The sequence below is a fragment of the Haladaptatus sp. R4 genome, assembly GCF_001625445.1.
In the GTDB taxonomy this organism is placed as follows: domain Archaea; phylum Halobacteriota; class Halobacteria; order Halobacteriales; family Haladaptataceae; genus Haladaptatus.
Genome location: NZ_LWHG01000029.1, coordinates 354,243 through 375,533, shown reverse-complemented (window position 1 = coordinate 375,533; position 21,291 = coordinate 354,243). Strand labels below are relative to the sequence as shown.

Below are 21,291 nucleotides of genomic sequence, written 5' to 3'. Positions count from 1 at the left end.
ATGAAAGCAGCCGTACTTACCGACGAGCGGACCGTCGCTATCGAGGAGCACGAAAGACCGAACCCGGACGATTGGGACGTGCTCGTCCGGGTGAACGCCTGTGGCGTCTGTATGACCGACTATCACATGTACCACGGGACGTTCCCCGTCGAGTTCCCGATGATACCGGGCCACGAGAGCGCCGGGGAAGTTGTCGCCGTCGGGGACGACGTGTCCAACGTCTCCGTCGGCGACCGAGTGGCGATCAACCCATCGATCCCCTGCAACGACTGTCGAGCGTGTCAGAGCGGGAAGGAGAACCTCTGTGAGAACTTCACCTCCATCGGCGGCGCGGCCGACACCATCATCGACGGCGCGTTCGCCGAGTACGTTCGCGCACCCGAAGGCTACGTCGAACCCGTGGGGGAGTTGGCGTACCGGAAAGCGGCGTTCGCCGAACCGCTCGCCTGCTGTATCCACGCCGTCGATCAAGTGGACCTCGAATCCGGGGACACCGTCGTCATCATCGGCGCCGGACCCATCGGCCTGCTCCTCTCCCAGACGTTCCGCGCGAGCGGCGCCGGAACGGTCATCGTCTCCGAACCCGTCGATCACCGACGCGAACTGGCGCTCGAAACCGGCGCGGACTACGGCATCGACCCCGTGGAGACCGACCTGAAATCGGAACTCGACGAACTCGTCGATGGCGTGGATATCGCCGTCGAGGCGGTCGGGTTGCCCGAAACCATCGAGATAGCGCTGTCGTTGCCGTCCGCCGGGGGAACCACGTTGATTTTCGGCGTCCCGCCGCAGGACGCGACGGTCGAAATCGATCCGTTCTCGGTGTACTACGACGAGACGGAACTCGTCGAACGTTCTCCCTGACGCCCAACGATTTCACGCGCGCCGTCACGTTCCTGAGAAACGGGCGAATCGACGTCGAGTCGCTCATCACCGACGAGTATGGTCTCGACGGACTGTCGAACGCGTTCGACGGCATGGAGGAAAAGGAGGGGCTGAAGAAGATGATCTATCCGAATCGGGACGAATAATCGTCTAACGATTATCCAATCGCCAGCTATCGATGGGGACCTGTCCGCCGTCGACGCGGAGTTCGTGGCCGTTGATGTAGTCGCTGGCGGGCGACGCGAGGAACGTCACGGCGTTCGCGATGTCTTCGGGTTCCGCGAGTCGGCCGACCGGGTTGTTGTCCAGAATCTGCTGGCGAACGTCGTCGCTGAATCCCTCGGTCATTCTGGTGTTCACCCATCCCGGTGCGACGGCGTTGACGCGGACCCCCTCGCGGCCGAGTTCCAGTGCGAGGCTCTTGGTTAGCCCGAGCAGGCTGTACTTACCCACGTCGTAGGCGGGCGACATCCCGACGCCGTTTTTCGTGTGAATCGACGTGATGTTGACGACCTTCCCGTAGCCGCGCTCGACCATCCCGTCGATGACCGCGCGAGTGCAGTTCAGCGACCCGTAGAGGTGCACGTCGAGGTTCAACTCGAAGGTGTCGTCGTAGGAGTCATCGACGAACGGCCCGGCGTCGCCGACGCCCGCGTTGTTCACGAGGACGTCGATGGGACCCAGTTCCTCCGTCGCCCGTTCGACCATCGCCTGGACTTCCGCGGCGTCGCTCACGTCGGCGGCGATGCCGACTGCTTCGACGCCGAGGTCCCGGACTTCCGCGGCGGTCTCCTCCGCCACGTCGGGGTCCACGTCGTTGATGACGACGTCGGCACCGTTTCGTGCGAACGTCTTCGCCGTTTTCTTTCCCATTCCGCGGCCAGCACCCGTGATGAGGGCGGTACGGTCTGTCAAGTCACAGTCCATGGCTACGGTGAGCGATTCGCTGAACATAGTCGTTGTGGTAGCATACGAGATATGAACTATCAACGTGATCATCGATAAGGACAATACTTAATTATCTGTAATCAAATTACTCGCGTGGATAGCTGAACCGCATCGAACCGGACGGTGTGACACGACGTCCCCTCACGGGACAGCGGTGTGGATGACAGGCGGACACAGAACCATGAACACCAGCAACCGAATCAGCGCAACGGATCGGGTGAACGATGACGACGAATAGAACGCGCCGCGACTTCCTCGCGTACGCGGGGACGGGTGTAGCGCTCACGTTGAGCGGCTGTACGCGCGGCGGCAGTGCGAGCTCGGGGGGCGACGGAACGAAGACCGTGGACCCGTCGAAGGGAGACGGGACCATCGACCTCTCGGCGTACACCGACGCGAACATTGAGTGGAAGAAACACTCCGGGAAGAAGGTCAACGTCGGTGCCGTCCAGCACGCGTGGATCGACAGTATTCGACCGCTCGTTCCCATGTTCGAGAAACTCACGGGGATCGACGTGGTGTGGAACATCCTCCCGGAACAGCAGTTCCGAACGAAGCGGCTGACCGACGTGAGCACCGGGGCCGGGAAGTTCGACGTGTTCTTCATGGACCAAGTCGTCAACCAGTTCCGGCAGGCCGGGTGGCTCCAGTACCTCGACCCGTACTTCCAGGACGACGACCTCTACGACCCGGACTGGTACAACCGGGATGACCTTCTCGGCGTGTGTCAGGAGGCGGTCCACGGGGCCGGGCGGACGAAAAAGTGGACGGGGATGCCGATAACCGTCGAGGTCCACACGATGTTCTACCGGAAGGACCTCTACGAGAAACACGACCTGTCGATTCCGAAGACGACGGACCAGTTCCTGCACAACGCGAAAGTCATTCAGGAGAACGAAGACGGCGTCTCGGGGCTCGTCAACCGCGGTCAAAAGGGGTACGGGATGAACGTCTACACGATGGACGCGTGGCTCCGCGAGTACGGCGGCAAGCTATGGAAATCGTATCCGGAAAAGTCCGGCCTCGACACGGACGTGGCGAAGAAGGCGGGCAAGTACTACGTGGAAGCGCTCCAGAACTACGGCCCGCCATCCATCGGCACCATGACGTGGTCCGAAGTCGTCGCGGCGATGCAACAGGGCACCGCCGCGCACGTGATGAACGACGCGAACCTGTTCTGGGGGACCCTGGCGGACGCCTCCCCGGACGGCGGCGACATCGGCGTCGCGAAGATGGTGACGCCGAAGACGAAGGAAAGCAAGTTCGCGCCGGGCGCGTTCACGTGGCAACTGTCCACGTCGAAGGCCGCGAAACACTCCGAGGCGGCGTTCCTGTTCATGCTCTGGGCCACGTCGAAGCCGACCCAGCGATGGATGGCGATTCAGCGGAGCGCCTCGTTCCCGACGCGAAAATCCATCTGGTCGGAGAAGGCGTACGAGAAGAAGTACGGCGAGGAGTTCAGCAAGGTGTCCCTCGAATCGCTGAAGAGCGCCGAGACGGAGCCGTACGACGCGATGTACCCCGTCTGGGCCCAGAAGTACTCCATCCAACTCCAGAAGGCCATAACCGGCGGGAAGTCCGTCGATTCAGCGATGAAGAAAGCGGCACAGCAGGCCGAGTTGACCGTCGGAGGGAACTGACATGAATCGAGAACCGAACCACCGACCGACGGCGGACCACCGAACAATCGACAACCGACAACCATCGACTAACCGTCGATCACCGAACCACCACAGAACGACGAATTCGACCGACAAACCATGAGTCTCGACACCCAATCAGGAACGAACCAAGGAACGCAGTCCGAGGGGCGATTCCGCAGCGCGTGGAACGAGTACCTCCCGGTGTGGCTCGCCACGCCGATGGTGCTCGTCGTCCTCCTCATCACGATCTTCCCCGGAATATACGACCTGTACCTCAGCCTCGTCAACTACAACTACGTCCACCCCGAGCAACTCGGGACGTTCACCGGACTCCACAACTTCCGGGTGATATTCACCGACCCCGTCGTCTGGAAGTCGATCACGGTGACGGCCATCTTCGTGACGTGTGCGTTGATCCTCGAACTCGTCATCGGGTTCTTCCTCGCCGCGTTGCTGACGAACGTGGAGAACAGGTGGGCCGAGACGTTCTACAGGATCGTCTTCATCCTGCCGATGGCCGTCGCGCCGGTCAGTTTGGCGATGATCGGACGGATCATGCTCGACCCGCAACTCGGTATCATCGCGTACGCCATCAACACGTACACGCCCTTCGTGGCACCGAACTTCCTCACGAACCTGCCGCTGCTGACGGTCATCCTCATGGACGCGTGGAACTGGACGCCGTTCATGTTCATCATCCTCTACGCGGGGATGTCGTCGGTTCCGGACGAACTGAAAGAGGCGGCGCGCATCGACGGCGCGCCGACGTGGCGGACGTACGTCCACGTCATCATCCCGTACATGAAACCGGTCATCTTCGTGGCGTTCCTCATCCGCCTCATCGACCTGTTCCGTACGTTCGGGACAGTGTACGGACTGACCCGCGGTGGCCCGGGCAACGCGACGAAGCTCATCAGCATCCAAATCTTCCAGACCGGGTTCACGTACATCGACATCGGCGCGGCGAGCGCGCTCGCCATCGTGTACCTCGTCGTCGTCCTCATCATCTGTAACGTGCTGATTCGCGTCGTCGGCTTCGAGGGGGTGTTGGAGTGATGGCGGTCTCGAATAGGGCGAAGAACGTGGGGCGACACGTCGTCCTGCTCGTGTGGGCGTTCGTCTGTCTCGCCCCACTCTGCTGGATCGGGTTCATGTCCCTCAAACCGCCGGGACACGCGCTGGACCTCCCGCCGAAGTGGGTGTTCCTGCCGACGGTGTACAACTACATGCAGTTGGCGAACGACCCGTCGTTCGTCCACGCGCTCACCAACAGCCTCATCAGCGTCACCGCCTCGGTGATCATCGTGCTGGTGATCGGCGTTCCGGGCGCGTACGTCCTCTCGCGCTACGACGTGCCGAAGAAGCCGGACGTGCTCATCTGGATACTGTCGTCCCGGATGTTGCCACCCATCGCCGTGGTGATCCCGTTCTTCGTCATCTTCCGGACGTTCCACCTCTACGACACGCTGGTCGGATTGGTGTTCATGTACGTGACCATCAACATCGCGCTGGTGGTCTGGGTGATGAAGGCCTTCTTCGACGGCATTCCGGAATCGCTCGAAGAGGCGGCGCTCGTGGACGGCGCGACGCGATCACAGGCGTTCCGGAAGGTCGTGTTGCCCTCGGCGCTCCCGGGCATCATCTCCGTCGCCATCATCAGCTTCATCTTCGCGTGGATCGAGCTACTGTTCTCGCTCATCCTCACGAACAACCACGCACAGACGCTTTCGCTGGCGGTGTACGGCTTCATCGGCTCCCGAAACATCGAGTGGTCGATGCTGGCGGCCGCGTCGATGACGATGATCATCCCGGTGTTGGTGCTTCTCGTCGCCGCGAATCGCTACCTCGCGTCGGGACTGAGCTTCGGAGCCGTGTTGAAGGAATAAATATATGGGATTTGAAATGAACCGAATAAAGTCAACATTTATTTGGGAAGAACGAGCATACTAGACCAATGGCAGGAATCAGTATCGACAGCGTCGTCAAACGGTTCGACAGTCGGCAGGGTGAGATCACTGCCGTCGATGATGTCGACATCGACATCGGGGATGGCGAGTTCGTCGTCCTCGTCGGACCGTCCGGGAGCGGGAAATCGACCCTGCTCCGGATGGTATCGGGACTCGAACAACAGACGGAAGGTGACATCTGGATTCAGGACGAACTCGTGAACGGGATGTCGCCACGCGATCGGGACATCGCGATGGTGTTCCAGAACTACGCGCTCTACCCGAACATGAGCGTCCGCGAGAACATGAGCTTCGGCCTCAAGATGTCCACCGACCTCTCGGACGAGGAAATCGAGGAGCGCGTCGAACGCGTTGCACGGACGATGGACATCGAGAACTTGCTGGACAACAACCCGTCCCAGATGTCCGGTGGGCAACGACAGCGCGTCGCGCTCGGCCGCGCCATCGTCCGCGACCCTAACGCGTTCCTGATGGACGAACCGCTGTCCAATTTGGACGCGAAACTCCGTACCGTCATGCGGACCGAAATCAACCGCCTCCAGTCCGAACTGGACGTGACGACGCTGTACGTCACCCACGACCAGACGGAAGCGATGACGATGGGCGACCGCCTCGTCGTCCTCAACGAAGGCGAGTTACAGCAGATCGGCACCCCACTCGAATGCTTCTACCGGCCGGAAAACCTCTTCGTCGCGAGTTTCATCGGGTCGCCGTCGATGAACTTCTTCGAAGCCGAACGCGAGGGGCGAACGCTCCTCGCGGACGGGTTCGACTACGAACTTTCCGAGGACATCGCGGCGTCCACCGAGGGACACGAGCGCGTGACCATCGGCGTCCGACCGGAAGACGTGGAGATCAGAACCGAGGAGGAGGGCGTGAACGGGTTCCGATGTACGGTCGACGTCGTGGAGCCGATGGGTAGTATCCGCTATCTGTACCTCAAACCGGTCGAACAGTCGCACGACGGCACGTTCGTCGTGGAGATCGACGGCCAGCGTCCGGTGGACGAAGGCGAGGAGTTGTACGCCGATATCCCCGCCGAGACGGTGTACCTCTTCGACACGGAAACCGGGAACGCGATTCATCACCGAACACTCACCGAGGAAGCGGAATCCGAACTCTCCGATCGGATGGCTGACGTCGGCGTCACATCGGAGTAATCACAACGGTGGAGCGAATAGGAGACAACATGGACGAAACGGAAGACCCATATCACGACGAACGGGACGCGATACGCGAGTACGGCATCGAACTCATCGAACGCGGACTGACCGAGGGAACCGGCGGAAACCTGAGCATGCGAATCGACGACGAACACATCGCCATTAGCCCGTCCGGCGTCCCCTACAGCGAAATCGACGTGTGGGACGTTCCGGTCGTGGACCTCGACGGCAACGTCCTCACGGGCGACCGGGAGCCATCGACGGAACTGCCGATGCACTTGGCGGTGTACGAGCGGCGCGACGACGTCGGCGGCGTCGTTCATACCCACTCGCCGTACGCGACGTCCTTCGCGGCGCTCGGCGAACCGATTCCGGCGTCGCACTACCTCGTGGCGTTCGCGGGAACGCATGTCCCGGTCGCGGAGTATCGGACCCACGCCACCCCCGAACTCGGTGAAGCGGCAACGGAATCACTCGGTGACGAGTTCAACGCGACGCTGTTGAAAAACCACGGCGTGTTGACGGCCGACGACTCGCTCGCCAGCGCGTTCGACGTGGCCGAGATGGTCGAGTACTGCGCCCGGATCCATCACCTCGCGTCCACCGTCGGGACGCCCGATATCCTCCCCGACGAGGAGATTCGGCGGATACAGGGCAAACTGGAGAGCTACGGCACGAGCGAATAACGACCGTCGCATCGAACGTTCATTTGATTCCCCCGTTCCGTTGATGCACGGAAGGATCAAGTGGTTCCACCGAGAGGGTCGCGTATGCGCATCGTCGACTACGAACTGTTCGAAGTGCCGCCCCGGTGGCTCCTCCTGCGGCTAGAAACCACCGACGGAACCGTCGGCTGGGGAGAGCCGATAGTGCAGGGACGGATCAAGGCGGTTCGCGGCGCGGTCGAGGAACTGCTGGAGACGTATCTCGTCGGCGAGGACCGCTCCCCATCGAGAAACACTGGGAGACGATGTATCGCGGCGGGTTCTTCCGCGGCGGCCCGATTCTGATGAGCGCCATCGCCGGTATCGACATGGCGCTGTGGGACATCAAGGGAAAACACTACGGCGCGCCCGTTCACGCGCTCCTCGGGGGACCGGTTCGGGACAGACTGCGGGTTCACCAGTGGATCGGCGGCGAATCACCCGAGGAAATCGCCGTCTCGGCCCGCGAGATGGTCTCCGCGGGTTACTCCGCGCTGAAGATGAACGGAACCATGGAGTTTCGACCCTTGGCGTCTCCGGCGGAAGTGGACGCCGTCGAATCCCGATTGCGGGCGGTTCGAACCGCCGTCGGCGACGACGTGGACATCGGCATCGATTTCCACGGCCGCGTTTCGTTTCCGATGGCGAAACGGATCGTGAGCGCGCTGGAGAAGTACAGCCCGATGTACTTCGAACAGCCGGTTCCGCCGGAGCAGAACGGACGGCTTCGGGAAGTCGCCACGCACACCACGGTGCCGGTTTCGACCGGCGAGCGACTGTACTCGCGGTGGGAGTTCGAGGAGGCGCTCATCGACGGCGTCGTCGGCGTCTTCAACCCCGACATCACGCACGTCGGGGGTATCTCGGAGATGCGAAAGGTAGCCACGATAGCCGAGACGCACGGTGTCGCGCTCGTTCCCCACTGTCCCCTCGGCCCCATCGCGCTCGCCGCCAGCCTCCAAGTGGGGTTCTGCTCGGGGAACATCGTGGTACAGGAACACAGTTTGAACCTTCACGACGTGGAACGGAGTACCGGCTTGGCCCTCCTCGAAGACCCATCGGTGTTCGGCTTCGCGGACGGGTACGTGACGGCACCGGACGCGCCGGGACTCGGCGTGTCCATCGACGAAGAGCGAGTTCGGGAGCGTGCCGAACACGAACGTGATGTGGCACAATCCAATCTGGCATCACGACGACGGGAGTTTCGCCGAGTGGTAACGCTTCGGGCGCGAGTTCCGGTTCGCGTATAAACTGCAGGGATATCCCGGGACGAAGGATAGCCACGCTGACCCCGTATCACCTATCCATGGAAGAGAGCGTTTCGGGGTTCAAGCAGGAAGGTGGATGGGTCGCCGTGGTCGAGCACGGCGAGCGCATCACTGCCGCGCTGGAAGCGGAAGGGATTTCCGGGGCAGAGTTCGAGGACTGGGACGAGTGGCGTCCAAAGGCGGAGGAACGATTCGGGGAAGAGGTCAACGAGAAGACCGCGGAACAGGCCAGCACGAGCGAGGGGGACGGTGAAAAAGCCGGGAAAACTCCGCTGGAAGATATCAGTACCGCGGGGGATAGTATTGGGGGGACGATTCAAGAGCTCGAAGACGGTGATTTAGAGGACGCGGCCGAAGAGGGGCAAGAAGCGGTGGAACACGCGACCCGTGCGGCCGACACGGCGGCGCGGAAAGGCCTCCGTGCGGTCGAGAACACGGTGTACAAACACGTGATGACGAAAGTATCGCCGTGTTACTTCGACAACGCGCTCGTCAGCGCGAACATCGACCGAATCGGGTCCGGACGGCCGCAGTATCGGTTCGAGGTAAACGTCAACGACGATTCGCTGAAACGGAGCGTCAGCGACCTGCTGGCGGAGTACGAGGACATCGAGCGATGGCGAATCGAGACGGAGAAGAACACACGGAGCGTGGCGATATCGGAAGGTATCGAATCGGTAACCGAAGAGTAGTGTACCGGTTTCGTATCCGCTGGTAAAATTGTGTACCGGTTTCGTATCCGCTCGTAAATATCTCCCCCGTGGGCGTGCCCGTTATTGCAGTAGCGAACGTTAGTATCGGTCATGGGTGTCGTCGTAGAGGCGGAAATTCCGGCGGACGAATTCGCGCTCTGGGAAACGGGGACGGCGGTAGAGGGGTTGGCGTTCGAAATCGAGCGAATCGTCGCTCACGACCCCGAGCGAGTCATGCCGTTCATCTGGGTGAGTGGAGAAGATGCCGACGGCGAGCGGGTACAGGGGGCGCTGGAGGGCGACCCGAGCACCGCGAACGTTCGGTTGGTCGCCGAACTCGACGGCGAATGGCTGTACCAGATGGACTGGATAGATTCCATCCAGACGCTCGTGCAAATTCTGGTCGAAGAGGAGGGAACCATTTTGGCGGCGTTCGGACGGGACGGAATGTGGCACGTCCGGGCGCTGTTTCCGGAGTACGGTTCGCTGTCGAGAACGTACGATTACTGTACGAACAACGACCTGACGTTCGACGTCAAGCGCATTTACCGGTTGGACGAGGGGAAAGGCGGCCGGTTCGGCCTCACGGAGCAACAACAGGAGACGCTCGAAGCCGCGTTCGAGCGCGGCTACTTCGAGATTCCACAGGAGGTCACGATGGACGATCTCGCGCGGGACCTCGACATCTCCCCAGCAGGCGCTCTCCGAGCGCCTGCATCGCGGTCACAAGAACCTGATCAAAAACACGGTCATGGTCGGTCGGGGTGCCGAAGGAGAGGGAAAATAGCCGACGGGTCGTTCAATCGTCGTGCCGGTGTTCGTCGAAGCCGTAGATGTCCGTGTCCATGGAATCGTGGCCATCCGTCGGCGATGAGCGACGTCGTGGCGCATGATGGCGTAGAAGAGGAGGCCAAGCCCGATCGACAGCAGCACGCCTTCGCTCGACTGGAGGAGCAGGCGTTCGGTGCCGTTCAGGAAGTATTCGCCACGGATTATTAGTCGATACACCGGGTCCACGAGACCGCCGAGGACGATGAATACGAACCCGATGGTGGAGAGCAGATACGATTTCATTTTCGGGTTCTGATAGTACGCGATGAAGCTCAGCGTCATCAGTAGACTGCTCATCACGAACAGCAGCGTGTTGGCGAAGATGAACGCCCACAGTTCCAGCGGTCTACCCATGATGCGGGTCTCTCCAGAAACTCGGCCAGTCGAGCGAGGTGCCCGCCCCCCACCCGCCTCCTGATAGGAGGTCAATAACCCGCCGAAGAATCCAACGAGCCTGCTCACCGAGCGGTTGTCCGGTTCGTTGAAGATCGTCACGACCCGTTCGAGCGCTGGATTTCCGGCGTACGCAACCCGACCGGATTCGGGGTTGTATCGGACGATATCGGCCGTCGCGAGCATCGGGAGATGGATGTGGGTCAGGGCCAGCAGGATTTCGTCGAGCGTCGACTGATCCGGTTCCTCCGTATCGGTTTCGTGTCGAGCGATTCGACGGGCGAGGACCGAGCGCGACACTGCGGTTCGGGTCTCCCAATTGTCACGGAGGACGGAGAGGAGATACCGGCGGCGTCGGTCCGACAAACCGAACAGGACGTCGTCGACCCCCGTTTCCTCGGTTTCGAGGAGTTGCCGGAATCGCGGGTCGGTAAGCGCGCGGTGGTCCGTCGTGGTCACGGTTCCGGTCCCCTCGTTCCAGTCAACGAGACCGCTGTTCCGTAACACCGGGAGTTGTTTGTGGTGGAGGTCGAGGCGGTTGGTCTGCACGTCTTCCTCCGAAACGTCCGCCACCGGTGTTCCCTCCTCGGTCGCCGCGAGGAGACGGGCGAGTTCCCGCTCGTCCGTTGCCGCCGTTCGGTCGAGCAGTATCGCGAGAGTCGCTCGCCGTCGGCTGGTTTCCACCGCAGCGAACATCGGATGTTGCACCTCGGGTTCCATCGGGCGGTTTTGTTTCTCCATCGTTCGTCCCTACTCGCTGGGGAGGGTATAGACAGAGCGGCTACTAGCAGAGCCTTCGAATACGGAAGGGAGACGCCCCATACCGGTTTCGAGGGACCGGTTAGAGTCGTCGAGGTACTGTCACCCCGTATTTCCGCCGTAACGCGTATCACGCTCGTCGTCGTCGTGACGGCGTACAGCCGTTTGAGTGCGTATCAGGATTCGACACCGAGCGATGATATCTGAAACGGAGGGAAGCGACGTTTCGACGCGAGCGCGGGACATACTGGGGTTTTCGCGGTGGTGGCAGATCGTAGCTGGCGTCGTCATGATGGGGTTGGTCAGCCCGTACCAGTACATGTGGTCGTCGGTGCAGGGACCGCTGGCGCGGGACCTCGGGGTTCCGCTGTCCGCGCTCGGAGCGGTGTTCAGCCTGTACGTGTTCTTTCAGGCAGGGTCACAGTTCCCCGCAGGGTGGTGGCGGGACAATCACGGACCACGACCGATGGCCGTTCTGGCGGGCGTGCTCGCCGGGAGCGGGTACGTCGGACTGACGTTCGCCACCGAACTGTGGCAGGTGTATCTGCTCTACTCGTTGGGGGCCATCGGAACCGGAATGGTGTACACGGTCGCCATCAACACCGCCCTCAAGTGGTTTCCGGACCGTCGCGGGATCACCACCGGTGCGGGTTCGATGGCGTTCACCGCGGGGAGCGCGCTGTTCGTCCCCTACATTCGGTTCCAATCGGCTTCCGGTGCGTTTCTGCCGGGGCTTCGAACCATCGGCCTGCTCGTCGGCATCGGCGTCATCGCGTGTGCGCTCGTCCTTCGTGATCCCCCGAAGGATTGGCTGGACGACGGCAGTAGAGATGATGACGAGGCGGGTGAGGTCGATATTGGGACTGGTGAGGCCAATGATGAGACTGGTGAAAACGAGGACGCTGACAACGACGGCGGTGAGGATGAAGCTCACAGGGATTTCGTCGATGACGCCCGCGACGAGGGATCGGAAACGGCGAGCGAGTGGACCGGAATCGGAACGGGTCGCCAGTACACGTGGCGCGAAGTCGTCCGGACGTGGCAGTTCTGGACGATGTATGCCCTATTCGTCGGGATTTCCGGGGCGGGGCTGATGCTCACGGCGAACCTCATTCCGTTCGCGGACCAGTTCGGGTTCGCCGCGCTGCTGGTGACGCTGACGGCGACCATCCTCCCCGTCGCGGACGCCATCGGCGAACTCGTCGTCGGCGGGATTTCGGACCGTGTCAGTCGTGAGCGATTGATGACGGTGACGTTCTCGCTCTGCGGAATCGGACTCCTGTCGCTCGTCGGCACGGGAGCGGTCGGGTCGTCGCTCGGATTCCTCCTCGCCCTCGTCGTGGCGGCCGGTTTGGAGGGATCACAGTACACGCTGTTTCCGAGCCTCGTCGCCGACTACTACGGGGAACGTCACTCCTCGGCGAACTACGCCGTCCTCTATTCGGCGAAGATACTGGGTGGCGTCTTCGGCGGGGTCGTCTCCGGATGGCTCGCCGGGGTCGCGGGGTGGACGCCGGTATTCCTCGTCGGCGGCGGTCTCGCCATCGCCGCCGGGGTCGGTGCGTTCGCGCTTCGCCCGCCGGACGACGAACGGCCTCGTTAATCCGCTTCGTCCGCGCAATACGGTGCGAGCGCGTCCCGCCAGGCGTCGGGAAGCGGGGTTGGCTGGCCGTCGTCGTCGAGGTAGACGGAGACCGTTCGGCCGGTGGCGACGGTGTCGTCCTCGGTCACGAGTTCGTATTCGATGGTGAGGCTGGTCTCGCCGGTTTCGACCGGACCGAGCGCCGCGGTGACGGTGGCGTCCGGTTCGATGGGGGCCACGTACTCGACGTCCAGCGACCGCACCACGGTCGGTGCGGACGAGAGCGAGGTATCGAGCACCTCCTCGAACAGCCGTTCTTTCCCGCGTTCGAAGTAGCTGGCGTAAACGACGTGATTGACGTGCGAGCGGGTATCGAGGTCACGAAACTGAACCTCGATGTCGTGGGTGTACGTCCGTGGTGTCATGTCGAAACCGAGTTCGGGCGGGAACTTGAGTTCACCTATCCCGCGCGCTATCGGTACGTGAGGTTGACTTCCACCATCTTCGTCGCGCGCTGGAGCAGTTCGGGGATGTCCTCCCGGAACCAATCGCCGTGGACTCGATGGGTCGGTCCTGCGACCGTGAGTGCGCCCAAGAGGTCGCCCGTTTCCTGGTTCAGTATCGGCGTTGCGACGCCGCGCATTCCGTCCAACCGTTCCTCGTCGTCGAACGCAACGCCCTCCCGACGCACCCGCTCCAGTTCCGCGTCCAGTTCGTCCCGGTCGGTGATGGTGTGTTCCGTCCGCCGTGGGAGTCCGTGCTGGTCGATGATTCGATCGATTTGTTCGTCCGACATATGTGCCAGTATCGCTTTCCCGGTACCGGTACAGTGGAGATACAGGCGAATTCCAAGCCGTGCGTCCGTTTTCACCGCGTGGTCCGTCCGGTTGTAGTAGAGGTACACCGCTTGCCCGGATTCCTCGACCGCGACGGCGGCCGATTCACCGGTCTCCTCGACGAGGCTGTTGACGACCGATTTCGTGACCGGATAGACGAGATGTCGATTGAGCGCGTTCGCGCCGAGGCGCAACGTCTTCAAGCCGACGTAGTACTCCGTGCCATCCTTGAGCACGTAACCTCTGTTTTCGAGCGTTTTGAGGTGGCGATGAACCGTGCTCTTCGGTCGCCCCACTTCGTCCGCGATGGCCGAAACGCCCGCGCCGTTCAGTTCGCCAAGCGTTTCGAGGAGTTCGATACCGGTATCGAGCGCCTGAATCGGGCTTTCCGTCGTGTCATTCATGTCGGAACGCACGTGTCGCACCAACATAAGTACTGTTCCGCTTAGTAGAACTGTTATTTCACTATGCGGAACGGGTTGCCGTTATTCCTCCACAGGACAACCATCACGAACAGTCATTTATAAAAGAGACAACAACACAGTCCACGCGTTCCGCACAGCGGAATACATCAAGTAATGACAATTTAAAATAGTAAGAAAACATATGTAGATTCGAGACGTTGGATCGTGTGAATCTGAGCGGTTGGTTCGAGAACCCAAGGGTCAGAAATCCGCATTTTGCGTGGTTGAGAAACCAAATTCTGATTGAATCCGAATCATCGTATTGGAACCCAGTTATTTCTTCCCCCCATAATTGGCCAGTATTCATAAGTATATAATGACATATTTCTTAGAAAATAATTATATACTGGCTTTGTGCACATCAAGTCGGTGTTTGAGACGTATGGAACTCATCGGGGCAATCGGAATTCTCGTCGTGTTCGCTGTGTTCGGAATTCTGATGATGACGGAACTCATGCCTACTTTCGTGGCACTGGCCGCAATGGCGCTCGGTATCGCGGCCGTCGGTGGGCTTGGACTGAATGGAATAACGAATACGGTCATCGTAAGCGGTTCGACGAGGCTGGCATCGGCGTTCGTCGCCGTGTTCTTCGGTGCCGCACTCGGGGCGATGATCGAGCAGACCGGTATCGCCGAGGAGATAGTGAAGTCGGCCGCGGAACTCGGCGGCGATAACGCGATCGTCGTCTCGATTCTGCTCTATCTGGCCGTCGCGGTCATCGCGACCAGCATTTCGGGACTGGGCGCGTTCATCATGATCGCGACCATCGTCTTCCCGATAATGGTCAGTATCGGCTTTCAACGGAAAATCGCGGCCGGAATCGTCCTCCTCGCGTACGGGAACGGCGTCATGTTCAATCCCGCCAACTGGGTGTTTTACGCCGACGTGACCGGAATCGAACTGCAACGGGTGTTGTCTTGGGCGATTCCGACCGGAATCGCGGCGCTGATCGCGGGACTGGCGTACATCGGATTTCAGACCCACCGGGGCAACATTCAGGCGACGTGGGCGACGAGCGCCGACGATGCGTCCGTCACGTCGGACGAAATCGAACAACAGTTCGAGTCCGTAGTGCCGACGTACGCACTGCTCGCGCCGATATTGCCGGTGCTGTTGGTAATCGTCGGCAGTCCAGTTCTCCCCGCCTTCGTCATCGGAATCCTGTACGCGGCGGTGGCGAGCAAACCCGGACTGGCCGGGTTCAAGAACCTGAAAGGGACCCTCAATCAGGTCACGTACGCGTTTCACGAGGGGATTTCGGACGCTGCACCCGCCATCGCGCTGATGGTGGCAATCGGGTGGCTTCTCCAAGCGGTCTTCGCGGAGCCGGTTGCGGCGACGATGAAACCGTTGTTGACCCTCATCATCCCACAGAACATGATACTCTACGCGGTGATGTTCATCGTTCTAGCCCCGCTGGCGCTGTATCGCGGACCGCTGAACTTGTGGGGGCTTGGAAGCGGAATTATCGGCGTGCTCGCCGCCATCGGAATCAACCCGGCGCTCATCACGACGACGGCCGTAAGCGCGCTCCGCGTGCAGGCACCGGCCGATCCGACGAACACGCACAACGCGTGGACGGCCGACGAGATGGATATCAACGTCAACGAGATAACGAAAAGCATCCTCCCGTTCGCGTGGGCGACGGCGGCAGTAGGAGTTATCGTCTCGGTCTACCTCTTTGGACTCTAAAATGACACGGATACGCATCGGGATCGACGTCGGCGGAACGTTCACGGACGCGGTGGCTATCGACACCGACACCTTGGAACTCATCGAACAGGTGAAGGTACCGACGACCCACGACGCGGACGCCGGGGTAGCGGCGGGCATCGTCGAAGCGGCTTCGACCGTCCTCGAATCGGTGAACGCGACCCCCGACGACGTTGTGTTTATCGCACACGGGACGACGCAGGCGACGAACGCGCTGTTGGAAGGCGACGTCGCGAAAGTCGGCGTCATCGGAATGGGTCGCGGCCTCAAAGGTCGCCGCGGCCGGTCCGAAACCGACGTCGGCAACATCTCGTTGAACGACACGCAGGTCATCGAATGCGACCACGGGTTCGTCATGCTGGACGACGGAATTCCGACGGACGAAATCCGGACGATTCTCGATGGGTTCGAGGCGAGCGGTGTCGAAGCCGTCGTCGTGAGCGAAGCGTTCGGCGTGGACGACCCGACTGCCGAGGATGCGGTGTGTGACATCGTGGTCGAGGACGGACTCGCCGCTATCGGGGCGAACGTCGTCTCGAAGCGATACGGACTGAAAGTCCGAACCAGAACCGCGGTCGTCAACGGCAGTATCCTCCCGCGGATGATAGAGACCTCGCGTTCGACGGTCGAGAGCATCGGCGGCATGGGTATCGATGCGCCGCTGATGATAATGCGGTCGGACGGTGGCGTCATGGAAATCGGGGAGATGGAGCGCCGTCCCATCCAGACCATCCTCTCCGGCCCGGCCGCAGGTGTCGCGGGCGCGCTGATGTACGAGAACATCACCGACGGCATCTTCATCGAGGTCGGCGGAACGAGTAGCGACATCAGCGTCATCGAACGGGGACAACCGAAGTGGAAGGCCGCCGAAATCGGGGGGCACACGACGTTCCTCGAACGCTCGACATCCGGACCGAGGGAATCGCCGGCGGGTCGATGATCCGTCTCGACGGCGACGAAATCGCCGAAGTCGGTCCTCGAAGCGCCCACATCGCGGACCTCCCGTACGCGGTGTACGCCGACCGCGAGGAAATCCGCTCACCGTCGCTCGTGAAGGTCCGCCCGAAACCGGAGGACCCCGAGTACGTCGCGGTCGAAACCGAGGACGGAAGCCGGTACGCGCTCACGCCGAGCGGCGCGGCGAACCTGCTGGGGTACGTGGGTGAGGACGCGTACGCGGCGGGGAACCCGGAGTCGGCGCGGCGCGCGTTCGAACCGCTCGCCGAGGAACTGGGCGTCGATGTCGAGACGGCCGCCGAAATGGTTCTCGATGCGAGCATCGGCAAGATACTCCCCGTCATCGAGGACATCGTGGAGGAGTACGACCTCGACACGAACCTCCTCGAATTGGTCGGCGGCGGTGGTGGCAGCGCGGCGCTGGTCCCGTACCTGTCCGGGACGACCGACTACGAGGCCCGACTCGCGCGCAATCACGAGACCATCAGCACCATCGGCGTCGGGCTGGCGATGGTCCGTGACGTCATCGAACGGAACGTCATGGACCCCGGCGAGGACGAAATCCAACAGCTCCGACGGGAGGCAATCGACTCCGTGGTCGGCATGGGCGCGAATCAGGAGACCGTCGAGGCGAAAGTGGAGTTCGATGGCTCGCGCAACCTGCTCCGCGCGGAAGCCGAAGGTTCGACCGAACTCCAAACCCGCGACCTCTCACAGGGCGCGGTCGACGAGAGCGAACTCAGGGAGACGGCCGCGTCGAGCCTCGACGCCGATGCGGTAACCATCGATCGAGTCGCTTCGACCGACGGACTGTCCGTCTTCCAGGCCGAGGAGACGAGTTCGAAGTTCTTCGGTCTCGTGACGAACAGCACGAATCGAACCGCCGTAGTCGACGAAAGCGGCGTCATCAAGCTCAAGTTGAACGACGCCAGCGTCTACAAAGCGACCGGGGAAATCCTCGACCGGGTCGTGGGCAAGGTGCTGGACGAAGAATCCGTGTTCAGCAACGCCTCGGCAAAACTCCCCAACCTCTACGTCTGTCACGGTCACCAACTACTGGACGTCAGCGGAGTGTCCTCGCGGGAACAGATACACTCGCTGGTCGATGTCGAGTTCGGCGAACTCCCCGACTCCGAGCAACTCGTCATCATCGCGGAGAAACCATGAGCGGAGGGGTTCAAAACTCGGCGGACGAGAGCCGAGACGCAGGGGGTGAACCGATTTCGTCACTCGATCGAGCGAAATCGACGGGAAGACGCCGTGCTCGTGCCATCCGGGCGAGACACGGAACCGCCGACCCGTACCGAATCGCCGAAGCGGAGGGTGTTCGAATCGCGGAGGACGCCTGGGACGGTCTCGACGCCGTACGACTGCTCGGCACCTACGCGAACGGCGTCATCACGCTGTACGACGCGCAAATAGGGCGCGTCGCGGCGGACGCGGATTTCGACCACACCGCCCTTCGGACGGCGGTCTGTGCCCACGAACTGGCCCACTACGAATTGGAGACGCGAGCGCCGGATTGGAAGGACCGGGACCGTCGTCGCCCGCTCGCCCGAATCACCGGGTGGCTCGGAATCGGGCGACCGTCACGGCCGTCTCATCGGCGTCTCGAAGAACACGCCGCACACGCGTTCACGGCGGCGTTGCTGCCGGACGCGACTGCATCGCTCATCGAACGACTCGAATAACGCGATAGCTCGAACAGCACAACGACTCGAATACGACTACAACAGCAATCGACAGCACATACACGACTTATTTGACAATGACAGCAGACCACTATCCAGTCGTCGTCGGCGGCGGAACAGCGGGCGGTATCGGAGCCGCGGTCCGTGCCGCACGGAACGGCGCAGAAACCCTCCTCGTCACCTACAACCAGCATCTCGGCGGAATGATGGCCGGTGGACTCAGCTACACCGACACGCTCATCAAGAAGCCACGAGCACCGCTGCTCGACGAGTTCTTCTCGACCGTTCGGGAACACTACCGAAGCGAATACGGTCCCGATTCGGAGCAGTACGAGTTCTGCGAGGACGGTTACATCTGCGAACCCCACATCGCCGAGAGCATCTTCGAGGAATTCGTTGCCGACGAACCGAATCTGACGGTTCGACGTGGCTACCGACCGACGGCCGTGACGCGAAACGGGTCGATGCTCGAATCGGTCACGTTCGAATCGTTCGACGACGATTCGACGTTCGAGGTGAGCGGTTCGACGTTCGTCGAAGCGACGTACGAGGGGGACCTCATGGCCGCCGCCGGGACGGCGTACCGCGTTGGGCGGGAATCGCGGGCCGAGTTCAACGAGCAGTTCGCGGGGCGACTGTTCACCGGGATTCGCGGGGACAGATTCTACCCGCGCGCCGCGGTTGGCGACGGAGACGATACGGCTTCGATGGACCGACGCGGGCCGCTCCACGTGCCGACCGACAAGCAGCAGGGACGCCTCGATATCGTTCCCCATCCCGCCGGGCTGACGGAGATATATCCGGGGAGCACCGGCGAGGGCGACGACGCCATTCAGGCCTACAACTACCGGCTCTGTTTGAGCCGGAATCCGGAGACGAGACGGCTCCCCGAGAAACCGGACGAGTACGACCGTGAGGAGTATCTCGAAGAACTGGACGAGATGGTCGAAGCAGGGGTTCGTCGGTATCTGTTGCTCCGGTACCTTCCGAACGACAAGGCCGACATGAACGCCGCCGATTTGCCCGGCGAGAACCACGACTACCCGGATTCGGACTGGGAGCGACGGAACGAAATCGCACGACGGCACAAAAACCACGCGTTGGGACTGCTGTACTTCCTCCAGAACGACGATGCCGTCCCGGAGGAATTGCGTTCTGACGCCCGCGAGTGGGGGCTCGCCACCGACGAGTTCACCGACACCGACAACTTCCCGTGGCAGTTGTACGTTCGGGAAGCACGGCGGTTGGAAGGCAGAGCCGTCTTCACCGAGAACGACGCGAGACACGCGCCGGGACTGGATCGAACGCCGATCAAATCCGATTCGATTGCGGTCGCCGAATATCCGCTGGACTCCCACGCTTGCCGAACGGAACAACAGGTGGGTAGCGAGCGCGAGGGATTCTTCTACGCCTCGCAGGTGACGCGGCCGTCCCAAGTTCCGTACCGGGCGCTGTTGCCCAAGGATATCGACAACCTGCTCGTTCCCGTTCCACTCTCCTCCACGCACGTGGCCTACGGGACGATTCGGCTCGAACCGACGTGGCTCCACATCGGCGAGTCGGCAGGGTTCGCGGCCGCAATCGCCCAACGACGGAGCGTACCGGTCGCCGATATCGACGTCGAAGAACTCCAATCCGCACTCGGCGAGGCGGGAGTCATGTACTCGTTTTTCAACGACGTCGACGTCGCCGAAACCGAGGACGAAGCGTGGATACCCGCAGTGCAGTATCTGGGGACGAAGGGATTCTTCGACTCCTACGATTCGGATCCGACGTCGGCGTTGTCGGTTTCGCGTGCACAACACTGGAGCCGAGCTACGGCCGCACTCCGGTCGGAAACGGAAACCGAAACGGACCCGTCCGATTGGGCACGGAGTTCGCCTGACGAAACGGCGGGGATGACACCGATCACGGCGGACGAATTCCGTCGGTTACTGGCTACCGAACTCCGCGAGGACGTCCCGACTTCCGTTCTCCCCGACGGAATAGAAGGGGGTGACCCCCTGTCGAATGGGGAGGCGAGTATCGTCTGTTATCGGCTCCTGCGCGGTAAGGACATGGCCAGCCGGTCGAAACTGAGTGCGAACACGACCGACTGAGACGGCACGGACGAAGACGGACAAAGACGGATGGGGCGGAGTGCGGAACGGGTGCGGACGACGAACCGTGCCACGAATCGGAACTCGGGTGGTTCGTGACCGGGGAATGCCGTCGCCTCCGAATCCATTACAGAGATATTGTTGTAATAGTTCCGAGTGGTTCAACGACGAACTATCGCGGCGAACGTCGGGAGAAATGCGACGGCGGGACGCTTCCGACGCGACTATCACTATGACGAAACACGTCCCCCGTCACGGATGCCGTATGCGTGACGGACGGCCTCGTTCGGCGAACGTACGACGAGCGCGAACGGTTGCTGCGCACGAAATCGGTGAAGCGACCGACAAGGGACGCACAGTGGAAGTGCCAGTCGAGGGGTGTTCAAACCGACTACGACGAGGATTTCGTTCTGAGAAATGGGATGGAGTCGGAACGGACCGAAGATTGGGGTAGGTTCACGGGACCTCGCGTTTCGAACGGATCCAGTCGACTGCGTTCCCACGGTCGTAAGTGTTCACTGCGGAAACGGGTGTCACTATGACGAAACACTCGCCCCGTCGTATGCGGACGCGAGAGGACAGCAAAATTTAATGTTCTGTACCAGATGTAAATATTATTTTATAGTAATAGATGAATTTAAATCGTTGTGCTCTCAAACCAACCATGAGGGTCGGTCACACAGTTTCGGCACACC

17 protein-coding genes and 1 pseudogene are annotated in these 21,291 nt (G+C 61.4%); 15 read left to right on the top strand and 3 right to left on the bottom strand.

All coding sequences use genetic code 11. The annotated features are described in order from the left end of the window. A complete protein-coding gene (locus tag A4G99_RS19390) occupies positions 1 to 864 on the top strand; it encodes an alcohol dehydrogenase catalytic domain-containing protein (protein ID WP_223302010.1) in 864 nt (287 codons plus the stop codon). A gap of 171 nt (positions 865 to 1,035) precedes the next feature. Here the strand turns inward: A4G99_RS19390 and A4G99_RS19385 are convergent, their stop codons facing one another. After that, positions 1,036 to 1,812, bottom strand: a complete 777-nt coding sequence (locus A4G99_RS19385; protein ID WP_066147378.1) for an SDR family NAD(P)-dependent oxidoreductase — start codon at positions 1,810 to 1,812, stop codon at positions 1,036 to 1,038. Positions 1,813 to 2,057: 245 nt separating this feature from the next. Here A4G99_RS19385 and A4G99_RS19380 point away from each other — a divergent pair, with 245 nt between their 5' ends. The 9 genes and pseudogenes from A4G99_RS19380 (at position 2,058) to A4G99_RS19335 (ending at position 12,856) form a co-directional block, all read left to right on the top strand. Further along, positions 2,058 to 3,473, top strand: a complete 1,416-nt coding sequence (locus A4G99_RS19380; RefSeq protein WP_066147253.1) for a sugar ABC transporter substrate-binding protein — start codon at positions 2,058 to 2,060, stop codon at positions 3,471 to 3,473. 120 nt (positions 3,474 to 3,593) lie between these two features. After that, positions 3,594 to 4,532 (top strand): carbohydrate ABC transporter permease, encoded by a 939-nt coding sequence (locus A4G99_RS19375; protein WP_066147250.1) that lies wholly within the window; start codon positions 3,594 to 3,596, stop codon positions 4,530 to 4,532. Beyond that, on the top strand, positions 4,532 to 5,362 hold the full coding sequence (locus A4G99_RS19370; protein ID WP_066147248.1) for a carbohydrate ABC transporter permease: 831 nt from the start codon (positions 4,532 to 4,534) through the stop codon (positions 5,360 to 5,362). The genes A4G99_RS19375 and A4G99_RS19370 overlap by 1 nt, the downstream gene beginning before the upstream one ends. A 68-nt stretch (positions 5,363 to 5,430) precedes the next feature. Then, positions 5,431 to 6,603 carry an ABC transporter ATP-binding protein gene (locus A4G99_RS19365; RefSeq protein WP_066147246.1) on the top strand — a complete coding sequence of 391 codons (1,173 nt, stop codon included), beginning with the start codon at positions 5,431 to 5,433 and terminating at the stop codon, positions 6,601 to 6,603. A 29-nt stretch (positions 6,604 to 6,632) separates the two neighbouring features. Beyond that, the gene (locus A4G99_RS19360) at positions 6,633 to 7,292 is read left to right on the top strand and encodes a class II aldolase/adducin family protein (RefSeq protein WP_066147244.1); all 660 of its coding nucleotides are present in this window, start codon (positions 6,633 to 6,635) and stop codon (positions 7,290 to 7,292) included. A gap of 84 nt (positions 7,293 to 7,376) precedes the next feature. Then, positions 7,377 to 8,528: pseudogene (gene dgoD / locus A4G99_RS19355) on the top strand (galactonate dehydratase). Between the two features lie 88 nt (positions 8,529 to 8,616). Further along, positions 8,617 to 9,270 (top strand): DUF5828 family protein, encoded by a 654-nt coding sequence (locus A4G99_RS19350; protein WP_066147242.1) that lies wholly within the window; start codon positions 8,617 to 8,619, stop codon positions 9,268 to 9,270. A 111-nt stretch (positions 9,271 to 9,381) separates the two neighbouring features. Further along, positions 9,382 to 10,269 (top strand): bacterio-opsin activator domain-containing protein, encoded by an 888-nt coding sequence (locus A4G99_RS24550; protein ID WP_342764516.1) that lies wholly within the window; start codon positions 9,382 to 9,384, stop codon positions 10,267 to 10,269. 1,180 nt (positions 10,270 to 11,449) lie between these two features. Then, a complete protein-coding gene (locus tag A4G99_RS19335; protein WP_066147236.1) occupies positions 11,450 to 12,856 on the top strand; it encodes an OFA family MFS transporter in 1,407 nt (468 codons plus the stop codon). Here A4G99_RS19335 and A4G99_RS19330 read toward each other — a convergent pair. After that, positions 12,853 to 13,260 carry a thioesterase family protein gene (locus tag A4G99_RS19330; protein WP_066147234.1) on the bottom strand — a complete coding sequence of 136 codons (408 nt, stop codon included), beginning with the start codon at positions 13,258 to 13,260 and terminating at the stop codon, positions 12,853 to 12,855. The genes A4G99_RS19335 and A4G99_RS19330 overlap by 4 nt on opposite strands. A 47-nt stretch (positions 13,261 to 13,307) precedes the next feature. After that, positions 13,308 to 14,075, bottom strand: a complete 768-nt coding sequence (locus tag A4G99_RS19325; RefSeq protein WP_066147376.1) for an IclR family transcriptional regulator — start codon at positions 14,073 to 14,075, stop codon at positions 13,308 to 13,310. Positions 14,076 to 14,517: 442 nt separating this feature from the next. Here A4G99_RS19325 and A4G99_RS19320 point away from each other — a divergent pair, with 442 nt between their 5' ends. The 5 genes from A4G99_RS19320 (at position 14,518) to A4G99_RS19305 (ending at position 20,596) form a co-directional block, all read left to right on the top strand. Continuing rightward, positions 14,518 to 15,828, top strand: coding sequence for a citrate transporter (locus tag A4G99_RS19320; RefSeq protein WP_066147232.1), 1,311 nt, complete (start codon positions 14,518 to 14,520; stop codon positions 15,826 to 15,828). A gap of 1 nt (position 15,829) precedes the next feature. Next, positions 15,830 to 16,789: a hydantoinase/oxoprolinase family protein gene (locus A4G99_RS29500; protein ID WP_342764515.1), complete on the top strand. Its 960-nt coding sequence runs from the start codon at positions 15,830 to 15,832 to the stop codon at positions 16,787 to 16,789. Then, positions 16,705 to 17,973, top strand: coding sequence for a hydantoinase/oxoprolinase family protein (locus A4G99_RS29495; RefSeq protein ID WP_342764514.1), 1,269 nt, complete (start codon positions 16,705 to 16,707; stop codon positions 17,971 to 17,973). The genes A4G99_RS29500 and A4G99_RS29495 overlap by 85 nt, the downstream gene beginning before the upstream one ends. Next, the gene (locus tag A4G99_RS19310; protein WP_066147230.1) at positions 17,970 to 18,497 is read left to right on the top strand and encodes a hypothetical protein; all 528 of its coding nucleotides are present in this window, start codon (positions 17,970 to 17,972) and stop codon (positions 18,495 to 18,497) included. The genes A4G99_RS29495 and A4G99_RS19310 overlap by 4 nt, the downstream gene beginning before the upstream one ends. Before the next feature lie 77 nt (positions 18,498 to 18,574). Continuing rightward, the gene (locus A4G99_RS19305) at positions 18,575 to 20,596 is read left to right on the top strand and encodes an FAD-dependent oxidoreductase (RefSeq protein WP_066147228.1); all 2,022 of its coding nucleotides are present in this window, start codon (positions 18,575 to 18,577) and stop codon (positions 20,594 to 20,596) included. Positions 20,597 to 21,291 lie beyond the last annotated feature (695 nt).

Coding starts and splice junctions, on each gene's coding strand:
- A4G99_RS24550 (WP_342764516.1), top strand. CDS start 9,382: ATGGGTGTCGTCGTAGAGGCGGAAATTCCGGCGGACGAATTCGCGCTC.
- A4G99_RS19380 (WP_066147253.1), top strand. CDS start 2,058: ATGACGACGAATAGAACGCGCCGCGACTTCCTCGCGTACGCGGGGACG.
- A4G99_RS19320 (WP_066147232.1), top strand. CDS start 14,518: ATGGAACTCATCGGGGCAATCGGAATTCTCGTCGTGTTCGCTGTGTTC.
- A4G99_RS19325 (WP_066147376.1), bottom strand. CDS start 14,075: ATGAATGACACGACGGAAAGCCCGATTCAGGCGCTCGATACCGGTATC.
- A4G99_RS19390 (WP_223302010.1), top strand. CDS start 1: ATGAAAGCAGCCGTACTTACCGACGAGCGGACCGTCGCTATCGAGGAG.
- A4G99_RS19310 (WP_066147230.1), top strand. CDS start 17,970: ATGAGCGGAGGGGTTCAAAACTCGGCGGACGAGAGCCGAGACGCAGGG.
- A4G99_RS19350 (WP_066147242.1), top strand. CDS start 8,617: ATGGAAGAGAGCGTTTCGGGGTTCAAGCAGGAAGGTGGATGGGTCGCC.
- A4G99_RS19330 (WP_066147234.1), bottom strand. CDS start 13,260: ATGACACCACGGACGTACACCCACGACATCGAGGTTCAGTTTCGTGAC.
- A4G99_RS19370 (WP_066147248.1), top strand. CDS start 4,532: ATGGCGGTCTCGAATAGGGCGAAGAACGTGGGGCGACACGTCGTCCTG.
- A4G99_RS19360 (WP_066147244.1), top strand. CDS start 6,633: ATGGACGAAACGGAAGACCCATATCACGACGAACGGGACGCGATACGC.
- A4G99_RS29500 (WP_342764515.1), top strand. CDS start 15,830: ATGACACGGATACGCATCGGGATCGACGTCGGCGGAACGTTCACGGAC.
- A4G99_RS19335 (WP_066147236.1), top strand. CDS start 11,450: ATGATATCTGAAACGGAGGGAAGCGACGTTTCGACGCGAGCGCGGGAC.
- A4G99_RS19385 (WP_066147378.1), bottom strand. CDS start 1,812: ATGGACTGTGACTTGACAGACCGTACCGCCCTCATCACGGGTGCTGGC.
- A4G99_RS19375 (WP_066147250.1), top strand. CDS start 3,594: ATGAGTCTCGACACCCAATCAGGAACGAACCAAGGAACGCAGTCCGAG.
- A4G99_RS19305 (WP_066147228.1), top strand. CDS start 18,575: ATGACAGCAGACCACTATCCAGTCGTCGTCGGCGGCGGAACAGCGGGC.
- A4G99_RS19365 (WP_066147246.1), top strand. CDS start 5,431: ATGGCAGGAATCAGTATCGACAGCGTCGTCAAACGGTTCGACAGTCGG.